General features: G+C 73.0%; 17 protein-coding genes. 3 read left to right on the forward strand and 14 right to left on the reverse strand.

The window, feature by feature from the left end:
- Positions 1–225: 225 nt before the first annotated feature.
- A complete protein-coding gene (locus MJ607_RS12245) occupies positions 226–5,115 on the forward strand; it encodes a DUF2157 domain-containing protein (RefSeq protein WP_243076264.1) in 4,890 nt (1,629 codons plus the stop codon).
- A gap of 22 nt (positions 5,116–5,137) precedes the next feature.
- Here the strand turns inward: MJ607_RS12245 and MJ607_RS12250 are convergent, their stop codons facing one another.
- The 8 genes from MJ607_RS12250 to MJ607_RS12285 are packed head-to-tail and all read right to left on the reverse strand — an operon-like array spanning position 5,138 to position 12,175.
- Complete coding sequence (locus MJ607_RS12250) at positions 5,138–5,809, reverse strand: DNA-3-methyladenine glycosylase (RefSeq protein WP_374238058.1); 672 nt, start codon at positions 5,807–5,809, stop codon at positions 5,138–5,140.
- Entirely contained in the window at positions 5,806–7,281 is a 1,476-nt protein-coding gene (locus MJ607_RS12255; protein WP_243075881.1) for a hypothetical protein, read from the reverse strand. The genes MJ607_RS12250 and MJ607_RS12255 overlap by 4 nt, the downstream gene beginning before the upstream one ends.
- Positions 7,271–8,026, reverse strand: coding sequence for a TIGR03943 family protein (locus MJ607_RS12260; protein WP_243075882.1), 756 nt, complete (start codon positions 8,024–8,026; stop codon positions 7,271–7,273). Before MJ607_RS12260 ends, MJ607_RS12255 begins: the two co-directional genes overlap by 11 nt.
- Positions 8,019–9,050: a permease gene (locus tag MJ607_RS12265; RefSeq protein ID WP_374238053.1), complete on the reverse strand. Its 1,032-nt coding sequence runs from the start codon at positions 9,048–9,050 to the stop codon at positions 8,019–8,021. The genes MJ607_RS12260 and MJ607_RS12265 overlap by 8 nt, the downstream gene beginning before the upstream one ends.
- The gene (locus tag MJ607_RS12270; RefSeq protein WP_243076255.1) at positions 9,037–9,450 is read right to left on the reverse strand and encodes a Fur family transcriptional regulator; all 414 of its coding nucleotides are present in this window, start codon (positions 9,448–9,450) and stop codon (positions 9,037–9,039) included. Before MJ607_RS12270 ends, MJ607_RS12265 begins: the two co-directional genes overlap by 14 nt.
- Positions 9,451–9,462: 12 nt before the next feature.
- Positions 9,463–10,386, reverse strand: coding sequence for a metal ABC transporter permease (locus tag MJ607_RS12275; protein ID WP_243075883.1), 924 nt, complete (start codon positions 10,384–10,386; stop codon positions 9,463–9,465).
- Positions 10,383–11,216 carry a metal ABC transporter ATP-binding protein gene (locus MJ607_RS12280; protein ID WP_243075884.1) on the reverse strand — a complete coding sequence of 278 codons (834 nt, stop codon included), beginning with the start codon at positions 11,214–11,216 and terminating at the stop codon, positions 10,383–10,385. Before MJ607_RS12280 ends, MJ607_RS12275 begins: the two co-directional genes overlap by 4 nt.
- Positions 11,213–12,175, reverse strand: a complete 963-nt coding sequence (locus MJ607_RS12285) for a metal ABC transporter solute-binding protein, Zn/Mn family (RefSeq protein ID WP_243075885.1) — start codon at positions 12,173–12,175, stop codon at positions 11,213–11,215. The genes MJ607_RS12280 and MJ607_RS12285 overlap by 4 nt, the downstream gene beginning before the upstream one ends.
- A gap of 130 nt (positions 12,176–12,305) precedes the next feature.
- Here MJ607_RS12285 and MJ607_RS12290 point away from each other — a divergent pair, with 130 nt between their 5' ends.
- Entirely contained in the window at positions 12,306–12,959 is a 654-nt protein-coding gene (locus tag MJ607_RS12290) for a hypothetical protein (RefSeq protein WP_243075886.1), read from the forward strand.
- Positions 12,960–13,089: 130 nt separating this feature from the next.
- Here the strand turns inward: MJ607_RS12290 and MJ607_RS12295 are convergent, their stop codons facing one another.
- The 4 genes from MJ607_RS12295 to MJ607_RS12310 are packed head-to-tail and all read right to left on the reverse strand — an operon-like array spanning position 13,090 to position 17,785.
- Positions 13,090–14,475 (reverse strand): dihydrolipoamide acetyltransferase family protein, encoded by a 1,386-nt coding sequence (locus tag MJ607_RS12295; RefSeq protein WP_243075887.1) that lies wholly within the window; start codon positions 14,473–14,475, stop codon positions 13,090–13,092.
- Positions 14,476–14,490: 15 nt separating this feature from the next.
- The gene (locus MJ607_RS12300; RefSeq protein ID WP_243076256.1) at positions 14,491–15,456 is read right to left on the reverse strand and encodes an alpha-ketoacid dehydrogenase subunit beta; all 966 of its coding nucleotides are present in this window, start codon (positions 15,454–15,456) and stop codon (positions 14,491–14,493) included.
- Between the two features lie 50 nt (positions 15,457–15,506).
- Positions 15,507–16,667 carry a thiamine pyrophosphate-dependent dehydrogenase E1 component subunit alpha gene (locus MJ607_RS12305; RefSeq protein ID WP_243075888.1) on the reverse strand — a complete coding sequence of 387 codons (1,161 nt, stop codon included), beginning with the start codon at positions 16,665–16,667 and terminating at the stop codon, positions 15,507–15,509.
- Positions 16,664–17,785: a histidinol-phosphate transaminase gene (locus MJ607_RS12310; RefSeq protein WP_243075889.1), complete on the reverse strand. Its 1,122-nt coding sequence runs from the start codon at positions 17,783–17,785 to the stop codon at positions 16,664–16,666. Before MJ607_RS12310 ends, MJ607_RS12305 begins: the two co-directional genes overlap by 4 nt.
- A gap of 91 nt (positions 17,786–17,876) precedes the next feature.
- Here MJ607_RS12310 and MJ607_RS12315 point away from each other — a divergent pair, with 91 nt between their 5' ends.
- A complete protein-coding gene (locus tag MJ607_RS12315) occupies positions 17,877–18,269 on the forward strand; it encodes a phage holin family protein (RefSeq protein WP_243075890.1) in 393 nt (130 codons plus the stop codon).
- Here MJ607_RS12315 and MJ607_RS12320 read toward each other — a convergent pair.
- Positions 18,241–19,572, reverse strand: a complete 1,332-nt coding sequence (locus MJ607_RS12320; protein WP_243075891.1) for a hypothetical protein — start codon at positions 19,570–19,572, stop codon at positions 18,241–18,243. The genes MJ607_RS12315 and MJ607_RS12320 overlap by 29 nt on opposite strands.
- Position 19,573: 1 nt before the next feature.
- Entirely contained in the window at positions 19,574–19,825 is a 252-nt protein-coding gene (locus MJ607_RS12325) for a hypothetical protein (RefSeq protein ID WP_243075892.1), read from the reverse strand.
- Positions 19,826–19,897: the final 72 nt, after the last annotated feature.

Genomic DNA, 19,897 nt, shown 5'->3' on the forward strand with positions numbered 1-19,897 from the left:
GTGCAGGAGTGCGCGCAGACGAAGAGTCAGTCTAGCACGGAGGACACCTGTCCCCAGAACGGCGGACAGGCGAGAGCCTTTGGCTCGCCTCCACAGGCGAATCGCCGCGCGCGTTATCAACAGGCTACAAAGATTCGCGGATGCGGCGCGGTACAACTGCCATCATGGACGCCTCTTGGGGGAGACGACTTGGGGAGACGATGATGTCTCGGAATGCGAGGAGCGATGACCGCTTCGCCTGAACGGCCCCGCCTGTGGCCGTCGTCACCGTACGAGATCGCGGACGCCACACGGTGCCCCTCGTGCTTCGCCCCGGCTTCGCCGCCGATCTGCGACCAGTGCGGCCTGCTGCTGGACGATCCGCGCACGCCGCGCCTCGTCGAGCTGGGCGGCCAGATCCTGTCGATCGAGCTCAAGCGCCAGGCCATCATGGACGCGATCCGCCTCACGCAGCTGCAGGCCGCCGCCGCTGCGGCGGCTGCCGCGATGGCCCCGCCGGTCGTCGAGGTCGTGTCGATTCAGGATGCCGCTCCCGCCGCCGTCCCGATGGCGGTCGTCGACTCCGGGCCCATGCTCCTCGCCGAACCCGTCCCTGCGGCACCGGCCGCGATCGTCGAGGCGCCTCCGGCCGCCGCGGCATCCCCTTCCGCTCCTGCCGCCCCGACCCTGCCGCCCCCCTTCCGGGGCGAGCCGCCCGTCGCGGCGGCTCCGCCGGCTGAACCGCGCGCACCGCGACGCAAGCTCTCGGTGCCGGTGCTGCTCCTCATCGTCGGCGTGACGCTCGTGGGCGTCGCCGCGATCTTCTTCCTCGTGTACGCGTGGTTCGTCTGGGGGATCGCCGTCCGGGCCCTCATCATCGGGGCGATCACGCTCGCGTCGATCGCCACGGCGTCGCTGCTGCGCCGTCGTTCACTCACGGCGACGGCCGAGGGCATCGCGGTGCTCGGCGTCGTGCTGCTGGGACTCGATGCCTGGGCGGTGCGTGCCAACGACTTCTTCGGCACGGGCGCGAGCGATCCGGCCGTCTACGCGGGCGTCTCGGCGCTCGTCATCGGGGTCATCTGCCGCGTATGGGCGGGAGTGTCGAGACTGCGAGGACCGGATGTCGCGGCGGCCCTCGCGCTCCCCGCGGGTCTCGGACTCGTCATCGGCGGCGTCCTCGACCTCCCCTCGACGGAAGCGCTCGTCGCGGGCCTGCTGGGAGCGGCGGCCGGCGGCCTCCTCCACGCCGTCCCTGCTCCGTGGTCGTCCGCCCGCACCGGCGCCGAGGCGATCCCCGAGCGCACGGTGCTCGCCGTCATCGGCGTGGCCTCGCTGACGGCGGCGGCGGCAGCCGCGGCGCTCCTGACGGCCGACGCCGTGCCCGTGCTCGTCTGGTCGACGGCCGGCGTGCTCGGGGTCGGCATCGCGCACGCCGTGCTGCTGCGCACACGCGAAGGGGCCGAGCCCCTGCCCGCCGCCCGCGGACTCGCCGAAGTCGCGTCATCCGTCGCCGTCGCCGCCGTCGGCCTGCTGGGCTGGCAGCTCGCATTCCGCGTCGTCGAACCCGTCTACAGCATCCTCGTCGCGCCGCTCCTCGCCGTCGGCACGGCCGTCGCCGTCGACGCGCTGCGCGCCCGCCGCGGCGGGATGAAGGCTGCGTGGGCGACGTCGGGCATCATCGGCGCCCTCAGCGTCGTGAGCGTCATGATCTCGTGGGCGTACACCGGGGTCGGTGCCCTCTCGTCCGACTGGTCGACCTGGACGACGGATCCGTTGGCGGTGCACGGCGGCGCGGACGCGCCGTTCCTCGCGCTCCCCGTTGCGATCGTGCTCGCAGCGCTCCTGTTCGCGGCGCCGTCGCTGCGCCGCCGCGGGTTCGGCGACGCGCGCGTCGTCACCGCCGCGCTGCTGATCCTCGCGGGGGCAGCCCGATCCGGGGTCCCCGCGCTCCTCGTGGGCGTCGCGGTGCTGATCGCGGTGGCCGCGACCTTGGCGCTCGTGCGGGCGACCTCGCGCCCGGGCTGGCTCCTCGCCGCGGCATCCGCGACCGTCATCGCATACGGAGTCGGGACGGCGGCGCCGTGGCTGTGGCTCATCGGCGTCGCGATCGCGATCGCGCTGCCCATCGCCGTGCGCGCGCTCCTGCGCCCGGCCGGCGAGATCGCCGTGGTGCTCGCGATCGCGCCGGTCGCGATCGCGGCGCTCTCGGCCCTGATCGCTCCCGCGGCTCTCAGCGCGGTCACGGGGATGTCGGGGGGCGAGTGGCAGGTCGCCGTCGCGCTCCTGCAGTGGGTCGCCCTCGCGACGCTGGCGGTCGCGCTCATCGCACGCACCGACGAGACGACGCGCTCGGCACTCGCGCTCGCCGCCTGGACTCTGGTCGCCTCGACGCTCGTGTGGACGGCGGCCGGGTACTCCTTCATCGCGGATGCCGCGGCCGACGCCCCGCTGCGCGGCGCCATCGCCGACCCGGCTCTCGGGATCGTCCGCGGCGTCGCACTCGTGGCCGCCTTCGCTCTCATCGCCACGGGCCGCACGCGGCTGCGCGGCACGACCGCGTACCTGTCCGCCGCCCTCGTCGCGCCATCCCTCGCGTACGCGATCCACGAGACCCTCGGGGTGCTCGGGGTCCGCAACCTCGGCGCCGTCCCGATCGTCCCGGTCACGGGTGCCGTCGCGGTCGTCGGGATCGGCGCGTGGGCGGCGCTCGCGCGCGATGACACCCCGGCGCTGCGGATGACGCGCCTCGCCGCCGACATCGGAGCCGTGGCCACGGCGCTCATCGTCGTCTGGACCATCGGGTCCGAGTACGTATGGGAAGTGTGGGGCCTCGCGGCGCTCGGGTTCACGGCCCTCGCCGCCACGACGGGGTGGGCGGCACCCGCCACCTCCCCCGAGACCGACGTCTTCGCGACGCGCACGACCGGCGCACCCTTCCCGGCCGCGCCGCGCCGCATCCTCGTGTGGCCCGCCGTCATCGCCCTCGTCGTGGCCTGGTGGTCGCTGCTCGGGGCCGGCACACCGGGCACGGTCTTCACGACCGAGGTCGAGTCGATCCCCGCAGGCGTCGCCTTCATCGCCTTCGCGGCACTGCTCGTGTGGCTGCGTCGACGCGGCGAGGCCGCGGTCGCCCTCGGGGCGGGCCTCGCCCTCGCGCTGTGGCCATCGGCGGTCGAAGGGTGGAGCGGCGCCCCGCTGCGCGGCACGCTCGTCGCAGTCGCCGCGGCCGTGATCTGCCTCGCCCTCTCGGCACCGCCGCTGCGCGGCATCCGTCCCCCCGCTCTCGCGGGTGCGGGAGTGGCCCTCGTCGGCGTCGCACTCGTCACGATCGAGCGGGCGCTGAACGACCGACCCGAAGGGTCGGCGTGGCTCGTGCTGCTCGTCGGCGTCGCATACGCGTCGGGCCTGGGCATGGCGGTCGCGCGGCCCGCGGACATCTCGACGCGGGTCTTCGCGCTCCTCGTCCCGGTCCTCGCGCTGGGCGTCTCGGTGATCGCGCTGTACCCCTCGACGGATGTCCCCGCGGTCGTCGCGGTGGCCCTCGGCGTCCTCGCGGCGCTGCATCTCGGCGCCGCAGCGCTGCACCGTCTGCCCCTCACGGGCGTCACCCGGTGGACGGCGGTCGGCGGTGCCGCGGTCGTCGCGACCGGGGCGATGCTGCAGGGTGGGGCCGACGACGTCGAGTGGGTGTCGCTGCCGATCGCCGCGATGCTCCTGGCCGGCGCCGTCCTGGGCTCCCTCCGGCGCCGCCGTGAATCGCAGATCCTGCCGGGTGCCGAAGCGCCCGTGTGGCTGGCCGGCCTCGTCCTCGCGACGCTCCCGAGCATCATCGCCCCCGCCGAGCCCGCACGCGTCTGGACGGTCATCGTCGCGGCACTCGTCGCCGCCGCGGCGGCCGCCCTCTCGCGCATCCCCGACTCGTGGACGGTGCGCGAGCCCAGCGCACTCCTGCTCGGCATCGCCGCCGTCGCGATGGGCGCACGGGCGCTCGCCGAGCCGTCCCTCGCGAGCGCCGAGGCCGCGGCGGTCACCGCCGCGTGCGGCGCAGTGGCGGTCGCCGTCCTCCTCGTGGCGACGTCGCGCGCCGACCGCGCGACCTGGCCGCCGACGCTGCTCGCGGCACTCGGCTCCGGGCTGCTCGTCTACGTCGTCCTCGCCCGCTCGGACGGCGAGCTCGCGACGTCAGCCGTCACTGCGGCGCTCGGCGGGGCCGTCGGCGTTGTCGGCGCGGCCCTGCTCGGCATCCGGCGGTGGACGGGGGTCGCGGGTGTGCTCTCGATCGCCGGACTCGTCGTCGCGGTCGCGGCCTGCGGAGTGCGCTTCGCGGCCGTCCTGACGCAGCCGGGGTTCGAAGCGGACTTCTGGGTGCTCGCGGGAGGCGCGATCGTCCTCGCGATCGTCCTCACGGCCCTGCGCGCCGTCCCGACCCGCAAGATGGGCTCGGCGGCGGGTGCAGTCCTGGGTGCGGCCGTCGTCGCCTTCGCCGCGGCGGAGTTCCTCGTGCTGCAGACGCAGTCGGCGCTCGCGCAGCCCGAGGCCGTGCAGGATGCGCGCACGGTGCTCACGATGAGCGTCCTGACCGCGGCAGCCGTGGCCGGCGCGGTGTGGCGCACGCGGATCGACGTCACGATCTTCATCGCCGCGGCGGCCGCCGCGCCGCTCTTCGGCATCGCCGCCGTCGCCGTGGTCGGGATCGAACCCTTCGAGCTCGTCTCCGTGCCGCCCGCGCTCGGCGGCATCGCGTACGGGGCCTTCCGGCTCACGCGCGATCCCGGCGTGCGCACGTGGCCCTCGCTCGGCCCGTGGCTCGCGCTCTTGACCGTCCCGTCGCTCGTGCAGGACTTCGGGCAGACGGAGCTGTGGCGGGTCGTGGCGCTGGGCGTCGTCGGCATCGCGATGGTCGTGGTCGGGGCGGTCCTGCGGCTGCAGGCTCCGCTCGTACTCGGCTCGATCATCGTCGTGACGCACGCCGTCGCGCAGCTCTGGCCGTGGATCCGCGCCGGCTACGATGTCGTGCCGTGGTGGCTGTGGCTCGGCATCGGCGGGGCGCTGCTCATCTTCCTGGCCGCGACCTACGAGCGCCGCGTGCGGCAGATGCGGACGGCGTTCGTCGCGGTGACGTCGCTGCGGTGAGGTCTCGAGGCGCCGGCGCCGCTCAGCTCCCGTTCGCCACGGCGGCGCCTCTGCCCCACCGGAAGGCCGAGACCGTCGGGTCGCCCGGGATCCAGAAGCGCCAGGGGAAGGCGTCCGTGCCCGCGTGACCCGCGACGCCGACCCGGGGTCCCGCCGCGAAGGAGACGAGCGGCTCGGCAGGCAGCTCGAGGCGTGCGACAGCGCCATGCCACGGGGCCCCCGTGATGGCGTCGATGCCGTCGTGCACGGGATGCCGCAGCCCCACGGCGTCGCCGAGGCGGCCGGGACCCCGCGCGAGATCGCGATCGGAGCGCGCCGCGGGGCGGCGCCGGCGTGCGGCATCCACTCCCTCGACGACCTCGGCCCCGCGCAGCAGGATTCCGCCCGCGACGCCCTCGGGCCCGCACACGACGTTGACGCACGAGTGGATGCCGTGGCTCAGGTACACGTAGAGGTGACCGGGTTCGCCCCACATCGTGGCGTTGCGCGCCGTCGGGCCCATCCGGGCGTGCGAACCGAGGTCGACGACGGGACCCGTGCCGCGCCCGTGGTACGCCTCGACCTCCGTAAGACGCACCGCGATCGTCTCGTCCGCGATCGCGACCCGCAGGACGCCGCCCAGCAGCCGCGGCGCGACCTCGGCGGGGAGGCCGAGGAAGTCGTCGCGGCGGGCCGCGCGCAGCGCGGTCGTCACTGCGGCGGCACTCGGCACCACGAGCTGTCGAAGCCCGAGAGGGCGACGACGGGCTCGCCGGTCGCGATCTCGACGATGTGGCTCTCGGACTGCTTCGGCATCGGCAGCAGGTACGTGTCGTAGGGGTTGGCGATGATGTCGGGCGCGACGACCCACAGGGCGTAGCGTCCGCTCGGCGAGACGCACGTGCGGATGACGGAGTCCTCGCGCGGCGCCGTCGCGACGACGCTCGAGGTGCCGTCTTCGGCGACGAACGAGAGCACCGAGCCGTCCGGGATGCCGTCCGCGTCGAGCGGCGCCGAGAGGCGCAGCGTCCCGCCGCCGGGCACGGCCTGCACCGTCCGCAGCTGGCCCGCATCGGTGTCGGGCTCCACGAGCGGCGCGTCGGTCGCCGTCGTGAGGTCGAGCAGCACGAGGCCCTCGGCCCGCTCCACGACGGCGCCCGACGCCGTGACGTCGTCGAGGGCGAGCGCCGTGCCGAGCGAAGTCGCGCCCTCGGCCGCGGCATCCGTCAGCCACAGGGTCCCGTCGAACCCGATGAACAGGACGCTCCCCGAATCGGGTACGAACCGCCACTGCACGACGCGGCTGTCGGCGCCGTCCACCTCGATGGGAACGGGCTCGGCGTCGGGGTCCTTGAGGGACGTCGTGAAGAGCATGCTCTCGCGCCCGCCCGACGCGCCGAGCGAGTCGTCGGTGAAGGTGTAGCCGACGAGCTCGCCGCGATCGGCGCTCTGCAGGTTCGTGATCGAGCCCTCGCCCGGCAGCGGGAGCGTGCGCTCGTCGCCGCCGTCGAGGTCGGTCACGACGAGCGCGGCGGGACCGAACGACCCCCGCTCGTCGGACGGCGCGGCGCCCCGCACCGAGACGACGAGATGCGACGACGTCGTGCGGAAGTCCTCGATATGAGGGTGCCGGTAGACGGGAACCGCGTCCTCGCCCGTGAGGTCGGTGCGGAAGATCGTGTCCTGCTCGTCGCCGCGCTGCAGGACGAACAGCTCGGCCTCGGCCGTGCGGAACGTCTGCTCGATCGTGCGGGCGGGGCCACCGCCGACGCCCTGGACGTCATCGATGCGGATCGTGTACTGCGTGTCGTCCCACAGCGGGTTCGCGAACCGGATGCCGACGCTGCGACCCGCCGTATCGACGGCGAAGGGCGTCGCGGGCGTGATCGTGACCTGCTCGGGCGTGACATCCTTCAGCGCCTGCGACGTCGTGATGATGAGTCGGGCGCCGGATGCCGCGACCGCCGCCGCGGGATCCACCTGCACGTCCGTGGCGCGCGGTCCCCGCGCCGTGCTCGCCGCTGCACCCGCGATGCCCACGAGCAGGAGCGCGCCGACGACGCCCGTGAACGCGAGCGCGAAGGCGCGGCCGCGGCGCCGGCGCGACCGGGCTCGCCGCGTTCCGGGCGCCGAGCCGCGGGGCGCCGACCCACGCGTCACGGCGGGTGCGGGGGTCTCAGTACTCATACGGGTCACCCGGCTCGTCGATGCGCTCGACGCTCTCGGCGACGATCGACAGGCGCCCGTCGGCGCTCGCGCGGACGGTGCCCGTGATGCGCAGCCACGTGCCCGTCTCGGGGGCGGCCGCGCCGATGTCGACGGGGATGCTCGCGGGCTGCGCGTCGATGACGCAGTGCGTGATGACGAGGCGCGTCAGGTCGAAGCCCGTGTCGCCCGGCGTCGCGAAGCCCGTGAGCGTCACGGGGTCGCCGTCGTAGGTGTCGGGGTTGGTCGCCGTCGCGAACACCGTCGCCCACTCGCCGACGCCGAACGACGCCGTATCTCCCGAGGTCGCGAGGGCGACGGCATCCGCTCCCGCGAACAGCGGCGGGGCGTCGATGTCGCGCGACATCGCGAGCTCGGCGGACAGCGACGCGGGCGGGGCGACGAGCGCCGTGAGGACGAGGACGGATGCCGCGACCCCGCCGATCGCGGTCGCGGCGGCAGCGAGCGGCCGTCGGCGGTGCTCGCCGTGGTCGTGACCGTGGTCGTGACCATGTTCGTGGTCGTCCTCGGCGCCGAGCGGCAGCAGGAAGCTCAGGACTGCTCCGACGAGCACGACGACGGCCATCGCGACGGCGAACCAGGTCGAGTCGGGGTTGATGTACAGGCCGAGGCGTCCCGTCGCGGCGAGCCCCAGCGTCAGGACGGCGAGCACGCTCGCAAGCCCGACGCCGAGCCAGCGGGTCGAAAGTGCGCGAAGGCTAGGCAATGAGGTTCACCACCGTTCCGATCGCGAAGGCGGAGACGACGACGATCACGACGAGCCCCACGAGGACGCGCGTCGTGAAGGTCGTGCGCAGGAGGGCGAGCATCTTGACGTCGACGAGCGGGCCGACGAGCAGGAACGCCACGATCGACCCCGGGGTGAACGTCGAGGCGAACGACAGCGCGAAGAACGCGTCGACGTTGGAGCAGATCGAGACGACCATCGCGAGGACGATCATCGCGACGATCGACAGGGCGGGGTCCGAGCCGATCGCGAGCAGCGCGTCGCGCGGGACGAGCACCTGCACGGCCCCGGCGAGCGCCGAGCCGATGACGAGGGCGGGCAGCACGGCGCGCAGCTCGACGACGAACTGCGCGAGGCTGCGACGCCCCCGCCCCGTGAGCGCGGGGCCCTCGGCCCACCGGAGTGCGCGCGTGTCGGCGAAGCGGTCGGTCAGGAGGGCGTCGGGGTCGGGATGCCGGCTGTACAGCCAGCCGATGAGGTTCGCGATCGCGTACCCGCCGAGCAGGCGCGCGATGAGGATGCCGTCGTCGAAGCCGAACGCCTGATGCGTCGTGATGATGACGATGGGGTTCACGATCGGCGCCGCCATGAGGAACGTGAGCGTCTCGGGCACCGTGAAGCCGCGCAGCAGAAGTCCGCGCGCGAAGGGGACGTTGCCGCACTCGCAGACCGGCACGACCATGCCGAGCAGCGACAGCACGGCGCGGCGCGCCCACGCGCGGCGCGGCATCCATCGCTCGATGACCCCCGGGGGGATCCACACCTGCACGACGATCGACAGGACCACGCCGAGCACGACGAACGGCAGCGACTCGATGAGGACGCTGAGCGCGAGCGTCAGGCCGTCCTGCACGCGCGTCGGAAGCGCGACGGGGTAGAGCGACGGCGCGAGCGCGTCGATCGCGAAGAGCAGCCCGATGAGGGCCGTGCCGATGACCAGCCAGACGATCCCGCGACCCCGTCCGGGGCGCGCGGCGACCGCCGCCGGCTCAGTCCGCGTCACGCTCGCTCGCCCGGGCCGCGGCGCAGGAGGCGCACAGCCCGAAGATGTCGACGATGTGCTCGGCCTCGATGAAGCCGTTCGCGGCGGCCGTCGCCTTCGCCCACTGCTCGACGTCCTTCGCCTCGATCTCGACGGCGAGCCCGCACGAGCGGCAGATGAGGTGGTGGTGGTGGCCGCGGGTCGCGCAGGCGCGGTAGAGGCTCTCGCCCTCGGGGCTCTGCAGCGAATCGGCGTCGCCCTGCGCCGCCAGCCCCGCGAGGGCGCGGTACACGGTCGCGAGTCCGATGCCCGTGTTCTCGCCGCGGAGGGTCGCGTGCAGCGACTGCGCGCTCACGAAGCCGCGGGCGTCTGCGAGAGCCTCGCGGACGCGCTCGCGCTGCCACGTGTTGCGCTGGACCACCATGCCCGGATTCTACCCGCGGGTCCCTGGAGCAGCCTGGGCGGCCGCTCCGGCGAGCGAGCGCGCGGACGCGGCATCCCGCTCGCGCTGCACGCGTCCGCGGCGCGCGCCGATGAGGCGGCAGACGACGTACACGAGGAACGAGATCGTCGTGATGTAGGGGCTCACGGGCAGGGTGCCGGCGATCGCGATGAGGATGCCGACGACGGCGGAGGAGAACCCGAACACCGCCGCAAGCACGGGCACCGAGACAGGTCCCGACGCGATGCGCATCGCCGCGGCCGCGGGCGTCACGAGCAGCGCCATGACGAGCAGCGCCCCGATGATGTGCACGCTGACAGCCACCACGAGCCCCAGCACGAGCATGAAGCCGAGCGAGACAGCCGTCGTCGGCACGCCGCGCGCCGCCGCCGACACGGGGTCGAGCGAGTCGAACCGCAGCGGCCGCCACATCAGCACGAGGGCGAGCAGGGCGACGGCGCTGATCGCGATGAGCAGGCCCAGCTGATCGTTCTGCACGGAGACGATCGAGCCCGTCAGGAGGCTGAACTGGCTCGCCGAGCGCCCGGGGTAGAGCGAGAGGAACAGGATGCCGAGGCCCATCCCGAAGGGCATGAGCACGCCGATGATCGAGTTGCGGTCGCGCGCCTTCGCGCCGAGCCAGCCGATGAGCAGGGCCGCGGCGACCGACCCGACGATCGAGCCCGTCACGACGTCGACCCCGAGCAGCAGGGCGGCCGCGGCTCCCGCGAACGAGAGTTCGCTGATGCCGTGGACGGCGAAGGCCATGTCGCGCTGCATGATGAAGACGCCGATGAGCCCGCCGACGAGGCCCAGCACGGCGCCCGCCCACACGGCGTTGGAGACGAGCGCGAGGATCTCGCCGTAGACGGGCAGACCCCCGAACATGGCCTGCCAGACCTCGTCCCAGTTCATGCGTGCGCCCCCGCCCCGGCGTCCTCGTCGTCGTCGTGATGGTGGTGGTGCGGCTCCTCCGCGTCGGGCGCGCCGACCACGACGAGCCGGCCACCGGCCCGCAGGACGTAGACGGGCGCTCCGTAGAGGTCGCTCAGCACGCGGGAGTCGAGCACCTCGTCGGGGCGGCCCAGCATGAACCGGCCGCCCGCGAGATAGAGGATGCGGTCGACGATGCGCAGGACGGGGTTGATGTCGTGCGTCACGAAGAGCACCGCGGCATCCGTCTGCCGGCGGTGAGCGTCGATGAGCGAGACGACAGCCTGCTGATTGGCGAGGTCGAGGCTCGTGAGGGGCTCGTCGCACAGCAGCACGCGGGGGTCGTCGGCGAGGGCTTGGCCGATGCGCAGGCGCTGCTGCTCGCCGCCCGACAGGATGCCGACGGGCTTGTCGGCGAACGCCTCGGCCCCGACGGCGCGCACGAGCCCGTCGACCCGCTCGCGGTCGGCCCGGCTCGGGAACGGCAGTCCCCAGCGGTGGCCGTCGACGCCGAGCGAGACGAGGTCGCGCCCCCGCAGCGACGTGTCGCGGGGCAGCGGCCGCGACTGCGGCACGTAGCCGATGCGCCGGTTGCCCTTGCTGCGGACGGGCTCTCCGAGCGCCGTGATGGTTCCCTCGCTGAGCGGCTCGAGGCCGAGGATCGCGCGCAGCAGAGTCGTCTTGCCCGAGCCGCTGGGGCCCAGGATCGCGACGAACTCGCCCGGTTCGACGGCGAGGTCGAGGTGTGCCCAGAGTTCGCGGTCGCCGCGGCGCAGCGCCGCGCCCTCGATCCGCAGCAGGGCGTCCGTCACTCCTCCAGCGCGTTCTGGAGCTGCTCGATGTTCTCCTGCATCCACGAGATGTAAGTGTGGCCCTCGGGGAGCGTCTCGGCGAACTCCGCGATCGGGATGCCGTTCGCGTCGGCCTCGGAGGCCACCTGCGCCGTCTCGGCGCCCGCGGTCTGCGCATTGATCAGGACGATGCGCACGTCGCCGCCCTCGAGCAGCTTGATCGACTCGAGCAGCACCGCGGGAGCGACATCCTGCCCCTCCTCGACCGCCTCGGTGAAGGCGGGCGGAGCGACGTCGGTGAGCCCCGCGGCCTCGACGAGGTAGAGCGGAACGGGCTCGGTCGCGAAGACGTCCTCACCCGCGTGGGCGGCGGCGATGTCGGCGAGGGATGCCTCGAGCCCCGCGATCTCGGCGACGAGCCGGTCGGCGGCGGCCGCGAACGTGTCGGCGTCGTCGGGGCTCAGCGCCTCGAGCTCTGACGCGATCCCCTGCACGAGCGCCGCCATCGTCGCGGGGTCGTACCAGACGTGCTCGTTGAAGCCCTCGATGTGCTCGTGGCCGTGGTCGTCGGCGTGGTCGTCGCCGCTGTCGTCGTGCGCGCTGCCGCCCGTCCACAGCGGCGAGAACTCGACGGCGGAGATCACGTGCGCGCTCGTCCCGCTCGCCTCGATGAGGTCGTCGATGAAGGGGTCGTAGCCTCCGCCGTTCTCGATGACGAGGTCGGCGGAGGCTACGACGAGCTGGTCCTGCGCGCTCGCCTGGAATGCGTGCGGGTCCTGCGCCGTCGAGGTGATGAGCGAGGTCACGTCGACGACATCGCCGCCGATCTCCTCGACGAGCTGGCCGTACACGTTGGTCGATGCGACGACGTCGAGACGGCCGTCGTCGCTCGGCTCCGCCCCCTCGCTCGTCGCGCAGCCGGCGAGCAGGAGGGCGGATGCCGCGGCGAGCGCGGCAGCGGACAGACGGCGGGAAGTCATGGCCCGACTCTACCGTTAGTGATAATCGTTCTCAACTCGGCGCCCGCGTGCCCGGTGCCGGACGGGTCCCGCCGCGGCGGGCGGCTAGTCTCTCGGACAAGCGGTCGCCGGACCGCGGGGGAGAGGACCGATGGCGACGCGCACGAAGGATGCGGCATCCATCCCCTCCCTCGGCGCGCGCGCCCGCCGTGCCGCGCTGCTCGCGCTGCCGTTCCAGGTGGGCTCGATCGTCATCGCGCACATCGTGGCCGCCACCGGGCGACTCGTCGATCTGCCGCTCACCTATCTGCTCGTCCTCGCATACGCCGTGCCCATGCTCATCGAGCTCGTCTTCCGCACGTCGCTGCCGCGTGTCCTGCAGCTGACCTATCTGACCTTCATCGCGGCGAGCTCGTTCGCGGGGAGCGCCCTGCAGGTGTACTGGAACTTCCCGCCGTGGGACTTCATCGTGCACGCCTATTCGGGACTCATGCTCGCGTGGCTCGGGATGCTGCTCCTCCGGCGCGTCGAGGAGCGCATCGGCGTTGGACTTCCGGTCTGGTTCTCGTGCACCGTCATGCTCCTGTTCGCGATGGCGGGCGCCGCGGCGTGGGAGCTGTCCGAGTTCGGCAGCGACATCATCATCGGCACGGCCGCGCAGCACAGCAACGAGGACTCGATGACCGACATGCTCGCGGGGACGCTCGGCGGGGCGATCGCGATCCTGATCGCCCTCGTGCTGCGGCGGCCCGAGAGCCTCGCGCCGGAGTCGCTCCTGCGGCGACCGTCTCGACCCGGTCGTTGAGCGAGGAGCGCAGCGACGAGACGAAACGCTCGCGCACGGCAACGTCCTGAGGCCTGGACAGCGCTCGAGCGTTTCGTCTCGCTCCGCTCGCTCAACGAGCGGGAGTCGGCGACGGCGCTCGAGCGTCGACCTAGTCGAGCAGGAGCGCCGGCTCCTCGAGGATCGAGGCGACGTCGGCGATGAAGCGCGACATGCCGTCCCCGTCGATGACGCGGTGGTCGAAGGATCCCGCCACGGTCGTGACATAACGGGGGCGCACTTCGCCGTCGACGACCCACGGCTTCTGCCGGATCGTGCCGAGAGCCAGGATGCCGGCCTCGCCCGGGTTGATGATCGGCGTGCCGGCATCCATCCCGAACACGCCGATGTTCGTGATCGTGATCGTGCCGCCCTGCTGGTCGGCGACCGTCGACTTTCCGTCGCGCGCCGTGAGCGTGAGCTTCTCGAGCGCCCGCGCGAGATCGCGCAGCGAGAGGTCCTGCGCGTCCTTGATGTTGGGGACGAGCAGGCCGCGCGGCGTCGCGGCCGCGATGCCGAGGTTGACGTAGTGCCGCAGGCGGATCTGCGCGCCGTCGGCGGTGTCGACCCACGCGGCGTTGACCATCGGCGTGCGGCGGACGGCCCAGATGACGGCGCGCGCCACGATGAGCAGGGGCGAGACCTTGACGTCGGCGAAGTCGGGCGAGGTCTTGAGCCGCCGCACGAGCTCCATCGTGCGCGTCGCGTCGACGTCGGTCCACACCGAGACGTGCGGCGCCGAGTACGCGGACTGCACCATGCCGCTCGCGACGGCCTTGCGCACGCCGCGGACCGGGATCGACTCCTCGCGCTCGCCGAGCTCGGCGACGGGGCGCGGAGTCGTCGTCGCGGGTGCGGGCGCCGGGGCGGGGGTCGCGACGGGGATCGTGACTTCGCGCTCGGCGGGCCACTCGGGGGTCTCGATGTTGCGGAACACGCTCGCCTGCGACGCGTGCCGCACGACGTCGTCGCGCGTCACCTCGCCCGCGGCGCCCGTCGGGACGACGGCGGCGAGCTCGACCCCGAGGTCGCGCGCGAGCTTGCGGATCGGCGGCTTCGCGACGACTCCGACGGATGCCTCGACCCGCTCCTGCGCCGTGACGGCCGGCTTGCGGCGCCGCGACTGGGCGTGACCGCCCGTGCCGTAGCCCACCAGGACGGCGCCCCCCTCGGGCTCGGCGGGAGCCGGGGCGCCGTGCTCGCTCTGGCCGACGACCGAGGGACCGGCGGATGCTGCGGCATCCGTCCCCTGCGCGGCGGGAGCCGTGATCGTGATGATCGCGGTGCCCACGTCGACCGTGTCACCCTCGGCCGCGAGCAGCTCGCCCACGGTGCCCGAGAACGGCGACGGCAGCTCGACGAGGGACTTCGCCGTCTCGATCTCGACGAGGACGTCGTTGACCGAGACGGAGTCGCCGGGCGCGACGCGCCACGACACGATCTCGGCCTCGGTGAGACCCTCGCCGACGTCGGGGAGGAGGAAGGTCTGAGTGCTCATCCGGATGCTCCTGGGTCAGTAGGCGAGGGCGCGGTCGACGGCCTCGAGGATGCGGTCCGCATCGGGGAGGAACTTGCCCTCGAGCTTCGCGGGCGGGAACGGCACGTCGAAGCCCGACACGCGCAGGACGGGGGCCTCGAGCGCGTAGAACGCCCGCTCCATGACGGTCGCGGCGATCTCGGAGCCGAGGCTCGTGAAGCCGTGCGCCTCCTGCGCGTAGACCATGCGGCCCGTGCGCCGGACCGAGTCGAGGATCGGGCCGTAGTCGACGGGCGAGAGCGACCGCAGGTCGATGACCTCGCAGCTCGTGCCCTCGGACTCGGCGAGCGCTGCGGCCTGCAGGAGCGTCGTGACCATCGCGCCGTGGCCCACGAGCGTGACGTCGGTGCCGCGGCGGACGAGTCGCGACGCGTGCAGCGGCAGGGCGCGCGAGGTCGTGTCGACCTCGCCCTTCTGCCAGTACTTGGCCTTCGGCTCGAGGAAGATGACCGGGTCGAGCGAGGCGATGGCGTCCTGGATCATCCAGTACGCGTCGTTCGCCGTCGAGGGGCTCACGACCCGCAGGCCCGGCGTGTGCGTGAAGTACGCCTCGGGGCTCTCCTGGTGGTGCTCGACGGCGCCGATGTGACCGCCGTACGGGATGCGGATGACGACGGGGAACGAGAGCGCGCCCTCGTGCCGGTTCGTGAGCTTCGCGAGCTGCGTCGTGATCTGGTCGAAGCCCGGGAAGACGAAGCCGTCGAACTGGATCTCGCACACGGGGCGGAAGCCCGTCATCGCGAGCCCGATCGCCGTGCCGATGATGCCCGACTCGGCGAGCGGCGTGTCCAGCACGCGTCGGTCGCCGAACTCGGCCTGCAGGCCCTCGGTGACGCGGAACACCCCGCCGAGCGGGCCGATGTCCTCGCCCATGAGCAGGACGCGGTCGTTCTCGGCGAGCGCGCGGCGCAGCCCCGCGTTGAGGGCGCGGCCGATCGGCATCGTCTCGATGCCCGTCGGTGTCGCCTGGTCCACCACTGTCGAACTGTCGGTCACGATGCCCCCTCCTCGAAGGATGCCTCGTACTCGGCGAGCCACGTCCGCTGCTCGTCCATGAGCGGATGCGGCTCGGAGTACACGTGCGCGAACATCGAGTCGGCTGCGATCGAGCCGAGCTGCGTCGTGCGGGTCCTGACGTCCTCGGCGACGGACTCGGCCTCGGCCTCGACGTCCGCGAAGAAGGCGGCGGACGCGCCGCGCGACTCGAGGTAGGTGCGCATGCGGCGGATCGGATCGCGCCGGGCCCACGACTGCTCCTCGTCTGAGGTGCGGTACTTCGTCGGGTCGTCGCTCGTCGTGTGCGCGCCCATGCGGTAGGTCAGCGCCTCGATCGCGCGAGGGCCTTCGCCCGACCGCGCCTCGTCGAGCGCGACGCGGGTGACGGCGTAGCTCGCGAGCACGTCGTTCCCGTCGATGGGGATGCTCGGCATCCCGTATCCCTCGCCGCGCTTGTAGAGCGGGAAGCGGGACTGCGTCGCTACGGGCACCGAGATGGCCCAGTGGTTGTTCTGCAGGAAGAAGACCTCGGGCGTCCGGTAGCTCGCGGCGAACACCATCGCCTCGTGCACGTCGCCCTGGCTCGACGCGCCGTCGCCGTAGTAGACGATGACTGCCTCGTCGCGCTCGGGGTCGCCCGTGCCGCAGCGCCCGTCGAAGACGAGTCCCATCCCGACGCCGGTCGCGTGCAGCGTCTGCGAGCCGAGCACGAGGGTGTAGATGTGCGTGTTGCCGTTGCGCGGGTCGGTCGGATCCCAGCCGCCGTGCGTCAGGCCGCGCATGACGCGGATGATGTCGAGCGGGTCGACGCCGCGGATGCGGGCGACGACGTGCTCGCGGTACGAGGGGAAGATGTGGTCCTGCGCGCGGGCGGCGCGCGCCGAGCCGACCTGCGCTGCCTCCTGGCCGAGGCTCGGGGGCCACAGCGCCAGCTGGCCCTGCCGCTGCAGGTTGGTCGCCTGCTGATCGAACGTCCGGATGACGAACATGTCGCGATACAGGCCCTCGAGCTCGCTGTCGCCCAGTGCGTCGATGAGAGGGAGGTACCGCTCCGCGGCTGGACTCGGCGCGTAGGCGCCGTCGGCGTCGAGCACCCGGACGACCGCGGAATCCGCGGTGGCCGAGACGGGAGGAACCGAGTCTTCGGTCGTGGTCACTTCTCCACGCTAGCCGCTCGTCCCCGGTGGCCTTCTGGGAGCGTCCCCACAACGGAGCCCGCGATCCCTAGGACCTTCTCCACTGACTCATGCTCACCGACGGATATACGGATGCCGTCTCCCGCGAACGGGCGGACGATGAGCCCGGCCTCGACGAACCGCTCCGCGATGTCGATCGTCTCGTCGCCCGCGGGCAGCCAGACGAAATTGCCCTGCGCATCGGGGACGTCCCATCCGGTCTCGCGGAGGGCGGCGACGAGGGCGTCCCGGCGTGCGGCGATGACGCTCACACGCTCGAGCAGCTCGGACTCGGCGTCGAGGCTCGCGAGCGCCGCGACCTCGGCGTGGGCCGTGACCGACAGCGGGATGGCCGTCGACCGGGCCGCGTCGAGCACCCGGGGATGACCGACGGCGTAGCCCACGCGGAGCCCCGCGAGCCCGAACGCCTTCGAGAACGTGCGGAGCACGACGACGTTGGCGCGGGGGTGGCCGCCCGGCGCGCGCAGCCCGTCGACCGCGTCGGGGGCGGTCACGAACTCGGCGTACGCCTCGTCGAGGATCACGAGCACGTCGGCGGGCACCTTCTCGACGAACGCGTCGAACTCCGCCTGCGTCACGACGGGCCCCGTCGGGTTGTTCGGCGAGCAGACGATGATCGCGCGCGTGCGCTCCGTGATCGCGGTGGCCATCGCGTCGAGGTCGTGACGGGCGCCCAGTCCGAGCGGCACGGGCACCGCCGTCGCTCCGGCGACGATCGCGAGCCACGGGTAGGCCTCGAACGACCGCCACGCGTAGATGACCTCGTCGCCGGGACCCGCCGTCGCCTGCACGAGCTGCGCGAGGATCGACACGCTGCCGGCGCCGATGTGGACGGCGTCGTCCGACACCCCGAAACGCTCGGCCAGGCGCGCGCGCAGGCGCGCGGCCGAGGCATCCGGATACCGGTTGAACCCCCCGATCTCACGGACCTGGTCGAGCACGCCGGGCAGCGGGTCGAAGGGGTTCTCGTTGCTCGAGAGCTTGAACGCGTCGGAACCGGCCTGGCGGCCCTGCTTGTAGGGAGGCAGCGCGGCGACCTCGGGGCGCACGCGGACGGGGATATCGGAGGCGTCGGTCACCCTCCGAGTTTAGGAGCGGGTGCCGGATCGAGGTGCGCCCCGAAGATCTCTGCCGGAGCCGGGCGGGTCTTCGTGACAGACTGAGCGCACCATGGGCTTCCTCATCCGCGTCGTCGTCAACGCCTTCGCCATCTGGGTCGTGACCCTCATGCCCGCGTTGCAGGTCTCGGTCATCGCCTTCCCGCCCGGCGACACGCTGCAATACGTCCTGACGCTGCTCATCGTCGCGGCGATCTTCGCGATCGTGAACACGTTCATCGGCACGATCGTCAAGATCATCTCGATCCCGCTCTACATCCTGACCCTCGGCCTCATCGGCCTCATCATCAACGGGTTCCTGCTGTGGTTCACGGCGTGGATCACGAGCTTCTGGGGCTGGGGCCTGCGGGTCGAGGACTTCTGGTGGGGCGTGCTCGCCGCCATCGTCATCTCGATCATCAACTGGATATTCGGCATCATCCTGCGCCCCCGCACGAAGCGCTGACGTTCGTCGCGGGGACGCCGGCGCGCTGCGCGGCGTACTCCGTGACGGTGACGGATGTCGCGCCCTCGAGCCGATCGAACCGTTCGCGCACGGTGTCCATGCGCGGATCGGCCGACTCGTCGAGCATCACCGCGGTCTTCTCGTACTCCGCGAGGTGATGCGGGCCGAGGGTGACGTCGTCGACGCTCGGCGGCGGGTCGACGACGCGCTCGGCGACGAAGCTGCCCGGCGCCCCGACCGACGTGTCGTGACCGCCGCCCGCGAGCGTCGCGACGAGATCGTCGGTGTGCCGGACGCCGACGCTGAGCGTGTCCGCGCCGACGTCGGCCTCGACGGGCGAGCCGAAGGTCACGAGGGTCTGCGTGTCGAACCCGCCCTCGAGCGCGAGGTGCGACGCGATCATGGCGCCCTGCGAGTGCCCGAAGGCGTGGACGACATCGCCGCGCTCGGCGCCCGCGTCACGGAGCGCGGCGAGCACCGCCTCGTACGACGCCGAGCGCTCGCCTCCGTAGAGCTGCTCGTTGGACTTCATGTCGAAGGGTGGCGAGCTGGTGCCCCTGATGTACACCGCGAACTGCCGCGAGCCGTCCGCCATCGTGTAGCGCTCGACGCGGATGTGGGCGGCGCCCGTCGGGATCCGCTCCGCCGCCGAGGCGAGCGAGACGGGCGACGGCGTCGACAGGTGGCGCGCCGGGACTTCGCGCAGCTCGACGGGCTGGACGGGCCCCGTCAGGCGCGCCCCCGTGGGGATCGCGCCGTACCCGCCCTGCCGGAGCGCGGCGGGCAGCGCCCACGCGCCTACGGTGAGCGCCGTTCCGAGGCCGGGGCCTGCCGCGAACCCCACGGCGGTCAGCTGCGCGGCGAAGTCCGCCGGCCACGTTCCCGCGCGCCACACGCCGTCCCACCAGCCGACGAGCCGCGCCCCCGGATGCTCGCGATCGATCGTGTCGAGCCGTGCGTCGATGCGCGCCATCGCCGCCGTGTCGCCGGCGGCCTCGGCGGCGGCGCGCTGCGCCCGCAGCTCGATCGTCTCGTACGACGCGGCGAGCACGCGCAGTCGCCGCGCGAGTCCGCGCGGAACCTGCGCGAGCATGTCGGCCCGCTCCGCGAGGAAGAGCGCGCGCGAGTCGCCGTAGATCGTGTCGCTGCCGGGGAGGGCGCCGATGTGCGCGGCGGCTCGGCGGAACGTCGCCGCCGTGCCTTCGAGCCCGCCGCCGAGTCCGTCGAGGCGGTCGGCGGCGGCGTGCAGCGATGCCGTGTCGACGGCGACGACGCCGCCGCTGCGGATCTCGAGGTCGCCCATCTCACCGCATCCCGACAGACGATCGCGCCCACGCGTCGCGCAGCTCGTGCTCGAGCACCCGCGCGGCGTCCCGCAGGGCCTCGAGCTCGCCGTCGAGCCGGCCGAGCCGCGCACGGAAGCGGCGTGCCGCCTCGCACTCCCATGCGGTCTCGGCGCGGATGCTCTCCGTCGTCGCCGCCATCGTCGCGAGGGCGTGCCGCGCCGCCGGCAGCAGCCCGTCACCGCCCGCGGCGGCTCCCCACATCGTGTCCATCGCACGAGGATGCCTCCGCCGCGGCTCCGCGCGACGCGTCGTCCCGGGTCCCAGGACAACGCGCCGCGCGGA

Origin of the sequence: Microbacterium sp. SS28 (assembly GCF_022761035.1) — a bacterium.
Classification (GTDB): Bacteria; Actinomycetota; Actinomycetes; order Actinomycetales; family Microbacteriaceae; genus Microbacterium.